This is a genomic window from Vibrio kanaloae (assembly GCF_024347535.1).
GTDB classification, from domain to species: Bacteria; Pseudomonadota; Gammaproteobacteria; order Enterobacterales; family Vibrionaceae; genus Vibrio; species Vibrio kanaloae.
Genome location: NZ_AP025497.1, coordinates 2,598,691 through 2,613,713, shown reverse-complemented (window position 1 = coordinate 2,613,713; position 15,023 = coordinate 2,598,691). Strand labels below are relative to the sequence as shown.

The 15,023-nt window shown below is 46.6% G+C and carries 7 protein-coding genes; all 7 read right to left on the bottom strand.

The window, feature by feature from the left end:
- Positions 1-954, bottom strand: a complete 954-nt coding sequence (locus OCV24_RS11795; protein WP_150878641.1) for a cobalamin biosynthesis family protein — start codon at positions 952-954, stop codon at positions 1-3.
- A gap of 10 nt (positions 955-964) precedes the next feature.
- Positions 965-1,660 (bottom strand): 5'-methylthioadenosine/S-adenosylhomocysteine nucleosidase, encoded by a 696-nt coding sequence (gene mtnN / locus OCV24_RS11790; protein ID WP_017056066.1) that lies wholly within the window; start codon positions 1,658-1,660, stop codon positions 965-967.
- Positions 1,661-1,786: 126 nt separating this feature from the next.
- Positions 1,787-2,215, bottom strand: coding sequence for a DUF1499 domain-containing protein (locus OCV24_RS11785; RefSeq protein ID WP_150878639.1), 429 nt, complete (start codon positions 2,213-2,215; stop codon positions 1,787-1,789).
- 206 nt (positions 2,216-2,421) lie between these two features.
- Complete coding sequence (locus OCV24_RS11780; RefSeq protein ID WP_146441191.1) at positions 2,422-3,834, bottom strand: FAD-dependent oxidoreductase; 1,413 nt, start codon at positions 3,832-3,834, stop codon at positions 2,422-2,424.
- Positions 3,835-3,850: 16 nt separating this feature from the next.
- On the bottom strand, positions 3,851-8,314 hold the full coding sequence (gene gltB, locus OCV24_RS11775; protein ID WP_017056069.1) for a glutamate synthase large subunit: 4,464 nt from the start codon (positions 8,312-8,314) through the stop codon (positions 3,851-3,853).
- A gap of 423 nt (positions 8,315-8,737) precedes the next feature.
- Positions 8,738-10,207: a glutamate synthase subunit beta gene (locus tag OCV24_RS11770; protein WP_150878637.1), complete on the bottom strand. Its 1,470-nt coding sequence runs from the start codon at positions 10,205-10,207 to the stop codon at positions 8,738-8,740.
- Positions 10,207-14,754, bottom strand: coding sequence for a glutamate synthase large subunit (gene gltB / locus OCV24_RS11765; protein ID WP_150878635.1), 4,548 nt, complete (start codon positions 14,752-14,754; stop codon positions 10,207-10,209). The genes OCV24_RS11770 and gltB (OCV24_RS11765) overlap by 1 nt, the downstream gene beginning before the upstream one ends.
- Positions 14,755-15,023: the final 269 nt, after the last annotated feature.

Here is a 15,023-nt window from a genome sequence, read left to right as displayed (position 1 = left end):
CTAAATCCCTTGGTGAATAAATAATAAGGCTAGGCTTTGTAAAAGTATCCAGATAGTGATACGACTAAATAGCAGTTTCTGAACCTGAGATAGATGCAGAGTTGACGGTGCGATTCTGCCGCCTAATTTTGCGCGAATGGCTTTGGTGTTGTTGTAAATCGCAGGACCACCCAATGATAGTTCAAGCTTGTTGCCAACGGCCGTGATTAACCAGGCAGGGCCGGGCAGTGGCCAAGAGCGACTTTGGACTAGCATCATCTTAAATGTGTGCGTTGCTTTATCACCACATACGATCATCAAAGCAAACAAACGCATCGGTATGAATTCGAGAATAGCGACTATCTTGATCGCCGTTGAGCCGAATGGAGAAAATTGCTTGCGACTTGGCGACCAAGCTCGAGCTAACTCGACCACAAGGCGATACATTAACGCAGCGATTCCACCACCAATGGCGTACCAGAACAACACACAAACTACGTTACGAGCGTAACCCATGATGATGGTTTCTGTGGCGGCTTTGCCGAGGCCAAGTGACGAAAGTGATTCGGTTTGACGATTGACAATCGAAGCCAGTAACTGACGAGCGGCCGCTTTATCTTCTCGGCCAAGTGCTTTGATCAGTTGGTTAGCCAGCTTTTCATTATTGCGCCAATCAATCGCGAGTAATAACAGTGCCAATTCAAACAGTTGAGCTTGCCAAACCAATGGTTGCAGTGCCAAGAGAATAACCAGAGTCGGCAGTACCATTAACCCCCAGGCTAATGTGCCTGAGATTAAGCTTTGGGAATAGTTGTGGTTGTTATTAACCTTGCTTGCTAAAAGCTCAGCAAACTTATGCCATAAGGTCGTGGGGTGTGCGGCATGGGGGATAGGTAAAATTAAATGAAAAAGCAGTGCTCCCCACATCACAAGGAGCACGCCATTTGCAAATACCTGATCAAACAGTGTTTGCATATCTAGTCGCTTACTTTAGTAGGGCAACCATCTTGATAACCATTTCAGAAGAGCTTTGCGCTGCTAGTGGTAGGAACTCTTCGAAGCTCATTGGTGATTCTTTGTCTGCAACGTCAGAGATTGCACGGACAACCACAAATGGTACTTGGAATTGGTGACAAGCTTGAGCGATAGCCGATGCTTCCATCTCTACAGCAACAACTGACGGGAAGTGCTTGCGAATGAACTCTTGGCGTTCTGCCGTGCAAACAAATGCGTCACCAGTACAAATAAGACCGCGAACGGCATGCTTATCTTCCATTTGTGCTAGTGCTTGTTCAGCAACAGCCATAAGTTTATCATCTGCTTTGAACGCAGCAGGTTGACCTGCCATTTGGCCGATTTCATAACCGAAAGCGGTTACGTCTGCATCGTGATGACGAACTTCAGTTGAGATAACGACATCGCCAAGGTTAAGTGTTGAGTCAAAACCGCCAGCTGAGCCTGTGTTTAGAACGACATCTGGTTGGTATTCGCTTAGAAGGATTGAAGTACCAACAGCTGCTGCTACTTTACCAATCCCTGATTGAAGCAAAACAACGTCAACACCATTTAGCTGACCAGAGAAAAAGGTACAACCGCCTTTATTCACTTCAGTGATATCTGAAATTGCTGCTTTTAGGATCGCAATTTCTTGCTCCATTGCGCCAATGATGCCGATTTTCATGTGTAGTCTCTTAATAAAAATATGTAAACAGTAGAACGAAATTGTAGCATGGAAGAGAAGCGTCGAGCGACTGCCCAGAAGCACTTCTCATCCTAATACCGACGATTTATCCACGTATTCTTTTATCTATTTGATTAGGCCTTCACTTTTTAGGCTTGTGCGAAGTTGTTCAGCACGTTTTCGGTTCACCCCAAAATCAGAGTAGCCAGTACGAGACTCGGAACGTACGATCAGCTTGCCACCAGTAACTCTGAGTTCTAAGTCATCGACAAAGCGCATGATGCGAGAAGTACATTCAATACGTAGGTAATTTTCGGTTCTGTTGGCTGTTTTCGAGCCCGGTAAGGTCAGCGCAACCTGTTCAATAGCATCGAGGTTTGCTGAATCTGATAATTCAAATGCGGCCAATGCATGCTGCTCACGATCATCTTGGGTCGATACACAGTTTGGTTTGTCGCCACAAGGTGATGAAGTTCTGTCTTCCATGTCAGTGATACCTTGGCTGCAAGCGGTTAAAGTCAAAAAAGAGAGAAAAAGGAGAGCTGTTTTTTCCATAGTGTTTCCTATGCGTTGTTTTAATTCTAATTCTAATTCTAATTCTAATTCTAATTCTAATTGTCGTTTTCGGTATTGGCCATTTAGTGATTGTTTTACTCTTTATCGTTACCTTTTAATAAAGCGTATTTAATTCAAAAAAGGATCCATCATTGGATCCTTTTTTTATAGTAACGAACTGAGTAATAAAGGAAACCTTAGATTAGTCACACTTCTAGGTAATCTAATATCCCTTCCGCGGCTTTACGGCCTTCATCGATAGCGGTCACCACCAAGTCTGAGCCTCGAACCGCATCACCACCTGCAAAAATCTTGCTGTTGGTGGTTTGGTATTGAAACTCTTGTTGTCCAGGAGCTTTGATGCGTCCCCATTGATCCAAATCAACACCGAAAGGTTCTAGCCATTCCATCGCATGAGGTTGGAAACCAAATGCCATGATAACGGCGTCTGCTTCAAGAATATGCTCACTGCCTTCAACGGGTTGAGGACGACGACGGCCAGCGTCATCAGGATCACCCAAAGCGGTTTTCACGACTTTGACGCCAACGACATGACCAGAGTTGTTAAGCTCTAAGCCAATAGGCTGAAGGTTGAACATGAACTTCACGCCTTCTTCTTTGGCATTCTTCACTTCGCGACGAGATCCTGGCATGTTGGCTTCATCTCGGCGATAAGCACAAACGACGTTAGCTGCGTGTTGACGAATCGAAGTTCGGACACAGTCCATCGCGGTATCCCCCCCACCAAGCACGACCACTTTTTTGCCTTTCATGTCGATGAATGGCGTTGGGTTATCCAGTTCCATGACCTTGTAGGTATTGGAAACAAGGAAGGGTAGAGCATCATAAACGCCCGGTGCTTCTTCGTTGTCTAACCCTGCTCGCATGTTTTTATAGGTACCGACCCCTAAGAAAACGGCATCATAGTCATCGACCAGTTGTTGTAGTTGAACGTCTTTACCGACTTCGGTATTCATCTTAAATTCGACACCCATTCCGCTAAAGATACGGCGACGGTTTTCCATGATGCCTTTCTCTAGTTTGAACGATGGGATACCAAACGTGAGCAGGCCACCGATCTCTGGGTAGCGGTCAAATACCACGGCTTTTACACCATTTCGAACTAAGATGTCAGCTGCTGCAAGACCAGCGGGGCCTGCGCCGATGATCGCGACTTTTTTGTCGGTCCATTCAACGTGGGACATGTCTGGTTTCCAGCCCATCTCAAACGCTTTGTCGGTAATGTATTTTTCAATATTACCTATTGTTACTGCGCCAAAATCATCATTGAGGGTACAAGAACCCTCGCACAGTCGGTCCTGAGGACAAACGCGTCCACACACCTCTGGCAAGCTGTTGGTTTGGTGAGCCAGTTCGGCTGCTTCGATAATGCGCCCTTCATTGGCGAGCTTAAGCCATTGAGGGATATAGTTATGGACAGGGCACTTCCATTCACAATATGGGTTACCACAGTCTAAACAGCGGTCAGCTTGCGCTTTAGCTTGTTGTTTCGTGAAAGGTTCGTAGATCTCTACAAACTCAATCTTACGTATTTTGATTGGCTTCTTCGCTGGGTCTACGCGATTCACATCAATAAATTGGTATACATTCTGGCTCATTATTGGCTCCTTCCAATTATTGCGCTTGAACACGAAGTTCAGCAGAGCTACGGCTTTGGTGACCGAGCAAGGTGTTAAGATCTGCCGTCTTCGGCTTCACTAAGTAGAACTTCGGAATCCATTCATCAAAGTTCGCCAGAATCGCTTCAGCGTGCACTGAGCCTGTCTCTTCTAAGTGCTCAGCAATCAAGCCGCGCAGATGTTCTTGGTGGATAAATAGGTCCGACAAAGAAAGTGCTTCTACCGATTCGTTGTTCACTCGGCCTTGGAAGTCTTCATTCTTATCCATCACATAAGCAAAACCGCCTGTCATACCGGCGCCGAAGTTCACTCCGGTTGCGCCAAGAATGGCCACAATACCGCCCGTCATGTATTCACAGGCATTGTCACCTGCGCCTTCAATCACAGCGACGGTACCTGAATTACGTACCCCAAATCGTTCACCTGCAGTGCCTGCAGCAAATAGTTTTCCTCCGGTTGCACCATACAAACAGGTGTTACCGATGATGGTCGCTTCGTTACAAACGAATGCAGTGCCTTGGTGAGGCTTGATAACCACCTTACCGCCCGCCATGCCTTTGCCGACATAGTCATTGGCGTCACCCGTCAGGTACAGCTCGACGCCACCGGCGTTCCAAACTGCAAATGATTGGCCTGCTGTACCATCGAGGTACAATTTAATCGGTGCCCCCGCCATACCTTGGTTGCCGTAGCGTTTCGCTATTTCACCTGAGATACGAGCGCCAATCGAACGGTCGGTGTTGATCACGTTGTAGTAGAGGCTGGTGGACTGTCGCTTCTCAATTGCATCGAGTGCATCATCAAGGATCTGCTGGTTGAGCTGAGCTTTATCAAACGGCGCGTTTGGCTCGGTCCAAAATAGCGGGTGACCTTCTGCAGATATCGGAGCTTCGAGTATTGAAGAAAGATCGAGCTTGCTCTGTTTCGCTGTGAGGCCTTGGACTGCTTCAAGTAAATCCGTGCGACCAATTAGGTCTGTTAGTTTTTCTACCCCAAGCTCTGCAAGGTATTGGCGTACTTCATCGGCTAGACCCGTAAAGTAGTTCATCACCATTTCAGGTAAGCCTTTGAAGTATTCACGGCGTAGTGTTTCATCCTGAGTTGCCACACCAGTAGCACAATTGTTGAGGTGACAAATTCGTAAGAACTTACAACCCATTGCGACCATTGGCGCTGTTCCAAAACCAAAGCTTTCCGCACCGAGAATTGCGCCTTTGATAACATCGAGGCCGGTTTTTAAACCACCATCGACTTGCAGACGGATCTTATGACGTAAGCCATTGGCAACCAGTGCTTGCTGAGTTTCCGCTAAGCCAAGCTCCCAAGGGCAACCAGCGTATTTAACCGAGGTTAACGGGCTTGCAGCTGTACCGCCATCGTAGCCAGAAATGGTAATTAGATCGGCATACGCTTTTGCTACGCCTGTTGCAATCGTGCCCACGCCCGGTTCCGATACTAATTTTACTGACACCAAAGCTTTAGGGTTAACTTGCTTAAGATCGAAAATCAGCTGAGCCAAATCTTCGATTGAGTAGATATCGTGGTGCGGAGGAGGGGATATCAGAGTGACACCCTGAACAGAATATCTCAGTTTGGCGATTTCTGCCGTGACTTTATGGCCTGGCAGCTGGCCGCCTTCTCCTGGCTTTGCCCCTTGTGCGACTTTAATTTGTAGAACATCCGCATTGGTTAAGTAATGTGGCGTTACACCAAAACGACCAGAAGCTATCTGTTTAATGCGCGAGTTACGATCAGTCCCAAAGCGTCGTGGATCTTCACCGCCCTCACCAGAGTTGGAGTAGCCTCCTAATCGGTTCATCGCCATGGCCAGCGCTTCATGAGCTTCGGGGCTCAAGGCACCAATCGACATTGCCGCAGAGTCGAAGCGTTTAAATAGATCGCTATTAGGCTCGACTTGCTCTAGTGGCAGAGGCTGGTCGGCTTTTTTGAGGCTCATCAAGTCACGTAGCATCGCCACAGGACGAGCATTAACTTGCTTCGCAAAAGATTGATAATCTGATGTTTCGCCTGTCTTTACGGCTGTTTGTAAAGTACTGACTACGTCTGGGTTGTAGGCGTGATATTCGCCGCCATGTACATACTTGAGTAACCCACCATGCTCGATTGGTTTGCGTTTCGTCCACGCTTTACGAGAGAGGTTATAAAGATCTTGTTGGAAATCGCTAAAGCTTGCACCTTGGATTCGTGTGGCTACGCCACGGAAGCAGAGCTCAACGACGTCAGTATGTAAGCCAACGGCTTCGAATAGTTGTGAACAACGATAAGATGCAATGGTTGATATACCCATTTTCGACATGATCTTATATAGACCTTTGTTTATGCCGTTCTGGTAGTTTTGCATCGCGGTGCGGTAGTCTTTATCTAAAGAGCCGTCATCGAGCATTTTTCCTAGCGTTTCATAAGCAAGGTATGGGTAAACGGCGGTCACACCGAAGCCAAGCAGTACTGCAAACTGGTGTGGGTCACGTGCTGTTGCCGTTTCAACCACGATGTTGGCATCACATCGTAGGTCCGTGTCCGCAAGTCTCGTTTGTACCGCACCAACAACCATAGCGGCTGGGATGGGCAGTTTGCCTTTCTCTAAACCTTTATCCGATAGAATAATTAAAACTGCACCTTTACGGACTTCTTGCTCTGCACTATCACATACCGTCTTGATCGCTTGTTCAAGGTCTTGATGACTAGGAGCGTAGTGCATGCTGAGAATGACATGGCGGTAATGTTTTTGGCTTAATTGCAGAAGCTGCTGCATGTCTGAGTAAAGTAATACGGGAGAATCGAAAGTGACACGATAGGCATGACCGTCGGTCTCACAGAACACATTCATCTCTTTACCAATACTAGTAGCTAGAGACATCACGTGTTTCTCACGCAGTGGGTCGATTGGTGGGTTGGTCACCTGAGCAAATTTTTGACGGAAATAATCGGTGATGAGACGCTCTTTAGAAGACAGCACGGCCATCGGTGTATCATCGCCCATCGAGCCGACCGCTTCTTGCCCCATATCACCGAGCACGCGCAGTACTTGGTCTGATTCCTCGTTACTCATCGCAAACTGTTTTTGGTAAGTCTTTAGAGTGTCATCGTCAAAGCTACGCTTACCGACTTGATCATCTGACAATTTGGAAAACGGTGTGAGTTTGTGAACGTTCTTTTCCATCCACTCTTTATAGGGGTGGCGGCCTTTGAGGTCATTGTCGATCTCGTTGGATTGCCACAGCTTGCCACGACGAGTATCAATTACCAGTAATTCACCAGGCCCAACTCGACCTTTTTTTGCAACTTCATCCGGAGCGTAATTCCAGATACCAACCTCAGATGCCAGAGTGATCAGGTTGTCTTTAGTTATGACATAACGCGCAGGGCGTAATCCGTTTCTATCTAGATTACACGCAGCGTAACGACCATCAGAAAGGACGATACCAGCTGGGCCATCCCACGGTTCCATGTGCTTGGAGTTGAAGTCGTAGAATGCACGCAGATCGGGATCCATATCAGGGTGATTTTGCCAAGCGGGCGGTACAAGCATACGCATCGCTCGGAACACATCCATACCACCGGCAAGGAACAGGTCAAGCATGTTATCTAAGCTTGATGAATCTGAGCCTGTCTCATTCACAAAGGGTGCTGCGGTTTGTAAGTCTGGCAGCAAAGGCGAAGAGAACTTATAGGCACGAGCCTTAGCCCACTGACGGTTACCTTCGATGGTATTGATCTCACCATTATGTGCCAAATAGCGGAATGGTTGAGCCAGTGGCCAGCGTGGCTGAGTATTAGTTGAAAAGCGCTGGTGGAACAGACATATCGCCGATTCCATGCGTAAGTCTGCAAGATCGAGGTAAAATCGCGGAAGATCGGCCGGCATACACAGACCTTTGTAAACCATGACTTGTGTTGAAAGGCTACAAATATAGAAATCTTTGTCTTCGGTGATCTGTTTTTCAATTCTACGACGCGCGATATAAAGGCGTCGTTCAATATCGCGTTCACGCCAGCCAGCAGGAGCTGAGATAAACACTTGCTGAATATTGGGAACAGAATCTTTGGCAATCGGACCTAATACGTCAGTGTTGGTCGGCACTACGCGCCAACCTGCAACAGTTAAGGTTTCTTGAGCGAGCTCTTTATTGACGATGTCTTGCGCGGATTGCGCTTTGATTGGATCTTGGCTGAAGAAAATCATGCCGACAGCGTATTGCTTGCCGAGCTTGAAGTTATTCTCTTCTGCAATAATTCTGAGATAAGAGTCTGGCTTCTGAAGCAATAAGCCACAGCCATCTCCTGTTTTACCATCCGCAGCAATACCACCACGGTGTGTCATGCGATCGAGGGCTGAAATAGCAGTTCGTACCAACTTATGACTCGGTTGGCCTTCCATTTGCGCTATTAAACCAAATCCACAGTTGTCTTTTTCAAGACTAGGATCATATAGAGCCATTGCAATTCTCCCTTTTGCTTCTCTGTCATCCAGACAGTAAATGACTAACTATTCATGTACTTGTTATTTTTTATAAACTTATTATTTTTTAGCTAGTTAAAACGTATTGGTTGTATGAACAATACCGTTCGGTTTTGTTTTCACCAGATTTACAACGTATAGCTAATTGTGTTTAAGGTCAAGTTCATGGTTAATTATCATGCATAAACGCGATTAGCCACTTAATAATCTAAAATAGTCGATGGATATCAATGAGATATAAGAGGCTGGGTATTAACGATATTTAACGTATGCAACAAGGTGAAATGGAAAGCTACGGGCGGATAGAAAAAAGGCTAGCATCAAGTGCTAGCCAAACATAAAAGTTAGGAAGGGTGTTGCCTTTCCTCTAAGCTAGCGTCATCAACGCTAGCCCGAGAAATATTATGCGGAAAGCATGAGTGAATCCGCTTTCGCTTCTAAGTTTGAGTTACCCATTAAGAAATCATCAATGGCAATGGCACATTCACGACCTTCATTAATACAACGTACAACCAGAGATTGACCAGTACGCATATCACCAGCAGCGAAAACGCCTTTCTGGTTCGTCGCAAAACCTTCAGAAGCGACGTTACCGCGCTCGTCCAGTTTAATGTCTAGTTGAGCAAGTACGCCTGTTGGCTCTGGGTGTAAGAAGCCCATTGCTAGAAATGCCATGTCACAAGGAATAACACGTTCAGAGTTCGCTACTTCGTCAAAACCTGGACGTTCACCTGGTTTTGCATCTTGCCAAACGATGTCAGCAATACGTAGACCCGTCACTTGACCTTGTTCGTTACCGATGAACTCTTTGGTTAAGATGTTCCAGTGACGTTCACAACCTTCTTCGTGAGAAGTGGTGGTTTTCATGATCATTGGGTATTGAGGCCAAGGCATGTTTGCAGGGCGCTTCTCTGGTGGGATCGGCATGATCTCAACCTGAGTAATGCTTGCTGCCTTATGACGGTTTGATGTGCCCACACAGTCAGAACCTGTATCACCACCACCGATAACCACAATGTGCTTATCTTTAGCGTGAATCTCTTCTGTCTTAAGATCTAATTCGTTAGCACGGCGGTTGTTTTGACCAAGGAATTCCATGGCAAAGTGAACGCCTTCCAGCTCACGACCTGGGATTGGTAAGTCGCGTGGCACCGTAGAACCACCCGTTAGCAATACTACATCAAACTCCTGGCGTAACTGTTGAGCATTAACATCAACACCGATGTGTTGGTTAACTTTAAATTCAACGCCAGCTTCAGCCATTAGGTTGATCTTACGATCAATCACGTCCATACCCAGTTTGAAATCTGGGATACCGAAGCGAAGTAGACCACCGACTTTCTCGTCACGTTCAAATACCGTCACCGAGTGACCAGCGCTGTTTAGCTGCTCAGCGGCGGCTAAACCAGCAGGGCCAGAACCGATAACTGCGACAGTTTTACCTGTGCGAGAGCGTGGTGTTTTAGGTTTTGCGTACCCTTCACGGTACGCAGTTTCTACAATCGTTTTCTCGATATTACATATAGTGATTGGGTCTTGGTTGATACCAAGAACACAGGCACTTTCACAAGGAGCAGGGCAAACACGACCTGTAAACTCAGGGAAGTTGTTGGTAGAGCTTAGGATATTCCAAGCCTCTTCCCAGCTGTCACGGTAAACCGCATCATTGAATTCTGGGATGATGTTACCAATCGGACAGCCGTTGTGACAGAAAGGTACGCCACAGTCCATACAGCGAGAGGCTTGAGTATTGATCTTGTTACCAAACTCTTCGTTGAGTACGAACTCTTTGTTGTCTTCAATTCGAACTGACGGGTCGAGCTTCTTTGGAAGCTCACGACCGTGTTCTAAAAATCCAGTAGGCTTACCCATTATACTGCCTCCACTTCTTCCGTTTGTGCTTGTTGTGCTTCAGCTTTACGCTTTTCAAGAACCGCTTTGTAGTCGCGTGGCATTACTTTAACTAGCGATGCAACACTTGCTTCAAAGTTGTCTAGGAAAGACTGAGCAACTTCACTTCCTGTGAATTCAACATGCTTAGTTAGCATATCCAGTAGAAGATCTTTATCTTCTTGTTCAATTGGATCTAGGTCTACCAGTTCAGGGTTAAGCTTGGTTTCGAAGTCACCCGCTTTATCCCAAACATAAGCCACACCGCCACTCATACCAGCAGCAAAGTTACGACCTGTTGAGCCGAGGATAATTGCAACACCGCCAGTCATGTATTCACAACCGTGGTCACCAACGCCTTCAACAACAACCTTCGCACCAGAGTTACGAACACAGAAACGTTCGCCAGCCATACCGCGAATGAAAGATTCACCTGAAGTCGCACCGTAGAAACATACGTTACCTACAACGATGTTGTCTTCAGCAACGATCGTAGATTTCGCATCTGGGTACAGTACCAACGTACCGCCAGATAGACCTTTACCCCAGTAATCGTTCGCGTCGCCTTCTACTTCGAACTTAACGCCTTTCGCCAGGAATGCACCGAAAGATTGGCCCGCGCTACCGTGGAACTTAACGTTCATTGGTTGTGGTAAACCTTGGTCTTTGTAAACCTTCGAGATTTCGTTCGACAGCATGGTACCCGTAGAGCGGTCTGTGTTGATGATAGGGAAGCTCGCATTCACGGCTTCGCCTTTCTCAAGCGCTGGAATCGCAGCTTGAATCAACTTACGGTCTAGAACGTTCTCTAGGTTGTGATTTTGTTGTGTCTGGTTGTAGATACCATCTTCTGCACGAGCATGCTCAATATGCAGAACTGGTGTTAGGTCTAGGTTCTTGTACTTCCAGTGACCGATGTCATCACGAACTTTCAGTTTGTGAGATTGCCCAACCATTTCATCGATAGAACGGAAGCCAAGTTCCGCCATGACTTCACGTAGACCTTCAGCCATGTATTGGAAGAAAGTGACTACGTCTTCTACGCGGCCGTCGAAACGTTCACGTAGAGTCTTGTTCTGTGTTGCGATACCAACAGGACATGTATTCTTGTGACACTTACGCATCATGATACAGCCTTCAACAACAAGTGCTGCTGTTGCTACGCCCCATTCTTCAGCGCCAAGTAACGTTGCTACTGCAAGGTCACGTGGTGTTTTCATCTGACCATCAGACTGAACAACGATACGGTTACGTAGGCCGTTTTTCAGTAGTGTTTGGTGCGTTTCCGCTAGACCCAGCTCCCAAGGCAGACCAGTGTGACGGATTGAAGACATCGGAGATGCACCCGTACCACCATCAAAACCTGCGATAAGTACTACGTCAGCTTTCGCCTTCGCTACACCCGATGCAATCGTACCAACGCCTGCTTCCGATACTAGCTTCACGTTGACACGGCCGTTACGGTTCGCATTTTTCAGATCGTAGATCAGCTGAGCCAAATCTTCGATTGAGTAGATATCGTGGTGTGGCGGTGGAGAAATAAGACCTACGCCCGGAGTCGAGTGACGCGTTGCGCCGATCCAGTCATCAACCTTATCACCAGGTAGTTGACCACCTTCGCCCGGTTTCGCACCTTGAGCCATCTTGATTTGTAGCTCATCAGCGTTAGATAGGTAGTAAGACGTTACACCAAAGCGACCAGAAGCCACCTGTTTGATTGCTGAACGTTCCCAGTCACCGTTTTCTTTGCGTTCGAAACGTACGGGATCTTCACCACCTTCACCTGAATTTGATTTAGCGCCAATGCGGTTCATTGCCACTGCCAGTGTTGAGTGAGCCTCATGCGAGATTGAACCAAAGCTCATTGCGCCTGTTGCGAAGCGCTTAAGGATGTTCTCGATGGGTTCTACTTCTGCAAGAGGAATAGAGCCAGCAGGGTTCTTGATGAAGTCCAGTTGGCTACGTAGCGTGGCTGCGTTGTCGCCTTGGTCATCAACGGCTTTTGCGTACTTCTTGAACTGACCGTAATCTTTATTACGCGTTGATTCTTGTAGTAGAGAAATCGTTTCTGGGTTGAATAAGTGTTTCTCACCACGCTGCTTCCACTGGTAAACACCGCCAACATCAAGAATTTGAGCTGGGATTTCACGAGCTGGGTAACCAACACGGTGGCGAACCAGAACTTCACGTGCGATATCGTCGATCGTTAGACCTTGGATACGAGACACAGTACCGGTGAAGTACTTTTCAACGACTGATTTACTAACACCAAGTGCTTCAAATATTTGTGCACCGTGGTAAGACTGCAGCGTAGAGATCCCCATCTTAGAGAAGATCTTCAGTAGACCGCCGTTAACGCCTTTACGGTAGTTCGCGAATAACTCACGTGGGTGTACGTTTGGATCGAGCTTCTTAGTACGTTGCAGATCAATAATCGTTTCGATAACTAGGTATGGGTTTACGGCGTTTGCACCGTACCCGATAAGCGTTGCAAAGTGGTGTGTCTCACGAGCATCGCCCGTTTCAACCACGATGTCACACTTAGCACGTAAACCTTTGCGGATTAGGTGGTGGTGAACCGCGCCAACTGCCAGCATCGCTGGGATAGCGGCGTGGTTTGAGTTAACCGCACGGTCTGTCAGTAGGATGATAGAGTAACCATCAATCACGGCATCTTCAGCATATTGGCAGATGCGTTTTAACGCACGTTCCAATTTCCCTTCACCACCGTTTGCCTGGAATACGATATCAAGTGTCTTTGATTGCAGGTGATCGTTATCGATTGCACGCAGTTTTTCTAACTCAGAGTTAGATAGAACTGGCGATTCAAGTTCTACTTTTTGACAGTGTTCTGGTGTTTCTGCAAGTAGGTTCTGATCTTTACCTAGGTAGGTGTTCAGAGACATAACCATACGCTCACGAATCGGGTCGATTGGCGGGTTAGTTACTTGAGCAAACAACTGTTTGAAGTAGTTTGAAAGGTGCTGCGATTGGTGAGAAAGAATCGCTAGCGGCCAGTCGGCACCCATTGCAGAAAGTGGCTCGTAGCCCGTTTTCGCAAGCGGTAGAATGATTTCGTTTACTTCTTCAGAGCTCACGCCAAACGATTGTTGTTTGTGCAGAAGTTTCTCTGGAGAAGGTTGGTTAGATTCGTTACTCGCATCTGGCAGCTTTTTCAAGCTCAGAAGGTTCTCTTCAACCCATTTCTCGTAAGGTTGCGCTTTCGCGATACCATCTTTTACTTCTTCATCAGAAATAATGCGGCCTTGCTCAAGGTCAGCAACAAAAATACGACCTGGTTGTAGACGACCGCGGTATTCAACGTTTTCTGGTGCGATTTCAACTACGCCAGATTCAGACGCCATTACTAGGAAGTCGTCTTTAGTTACTGTGTAGCGAGAAGGACGCAGACCATTACGGTCAAGCGTTGCACCAACTTGAACACCATCGGTGAAACATACTGATGCCGGGCCATCCCATGGTTCCATTACGTTCGCGTGGTACTGGTAGAACGCACGACGAGTTGGATCCATGTTTTTGTTTTCTTGCCATGCTTCAGGGATCATCATCATTAATGCATGCGGCAGAGTACGACCTGAAAGAACAAGTAGCTCAAGTGCCATATCGAAGTTTGACGAATCCGAGCTACCTTCCTGACAGATAGGCAGTAGCATGTCGATTTCAGCTTGTGTAAACAGATCCGATTCGAGGATTGCTTCACGTGCTTTCATCCAGTTTAGGTTGCCGCGTACCGTATTGATTTCGCCATTATGCGCGATATAACGGAAAGGTTGAGCCAGACGCCAACGTGGGAATGTATTGGTAGAGAAGCGAGAGTGTACTAGTGCTAGAGCTGTCACCATGGTTGGGTTTTGCAGATCTAGGAAGTACTGAGGAACTTGTTCTGTTGTTAGCTGACCTTTGTACACCAATGTTTTGTAAGACATTGAGTTGATGTAGAAGTCATCACCAATGTTTGACACGCTTTCTAGGCATACACGAACCGTGTAGTTACGTAGAACATACAGTTTGCGTTCAAGCTCTTCTGGTGTAGTACCAGGGCCGCCAGAGATAAATACGTGTTCAAATTGAGGTTCAGTGCTTAATGGGTCAGCACCAATCATTGAATTGTCCGTTGGAAGTTCACGGTAACCGATAACTTCTAACTCTAGGCGCTGTGCATTGCGTTCTAGAATGTCACGACACTGTGCACGTTTGTGTTCATCTTTCGGGAAAAGTACAACACCAACGCCATATTTTTCAAAAGATGGCAGTTTAATTCCAAGTTTTACGGCTTCTTCTAGTAAGAATTCGTGTGGCTTCTGTAGCAGGATACCTGCACCATCACCAGAACACGGATCACAGCCTTGGCCGCCACGGTGTTCCATACGTGCAAGCATATCGAGTGCTTGAGTTACTACATCATGAGATTTGCGATTCTTTAGATGCGCAACAAAACCGATACCACAAGCGTCATGCTCCAGTTCAGGAGTATACAGACCCTGTGAGTTCTGCTCTTGATCTACCATAGATACATCCTTCCAGTTAAATCTAGGCGCAACTTATTTGTATAAAGTCAGCCTTGTCCTTTTATATTTATGGGTCTAAACCTGCCTATGCTGGCGGTTTGAATCCTTTCCGTATCTCGCAGGAAAAGTATTGCGAGAAAAACAATCCTTAGTGATATCCGTTTATTTTTAGCCACAAACTAGTGGTTTATATAGGTGGGATATGGATATCACCGACTTATTAACAAGTTTTCGTTGTAAGTAAATACACAAAAATAGCCAATATGTGT

Coding starts and splice junctions, on each gene's coding strand:
- gltB (WP_150878635.1), bottom strand. CDS start 14,754: ATGGTAGATCAAGAGCAGAACTCACAGGGTCTGTATACTCCTGAACTG.
- gltB (WP_017056069.1), bottom strand. CDS start 8,314: ATGGCTCTATATGATCCTAGTCTTGAAAAAGACAACTGTGGATTTGGT.
- mtnN (WP_017056066.1), bottom strand. CDS start 1,660: ATGAAAATCGGCATCATTGGCGCAATGGAGCAAGAAATTGCGATCCTA.
- OCV24_RS11780 (WP_146441191.1), bottom strand. CDS start 3,834: ATGAGCCAGAATGTATACCAATTTATTGATGTGAATCGCGTAGACCCA.
- OCV24_RS11795 (WP_150878641.1), bottom strand. CDS start 954: ATGCAAACACTGTTTGATCAGGTATTTGCAAATGGCGTGCTCCTTGTG.
- OCV24_RS11770 (WP_150878637.1), bottom strand. CDS start 10,207: ATGGGTAAGCCTACTGGATTTTTAGAACACGGTCGTGAGCTTCCAAAG.
- OCV24_RS11785 (WP_150878639.1), bottom strand. CDS start 2,215: ATGGAAAAAACAGCTCTCCTTTTTCTCTCTTTTTTGACTTTAACCGCT.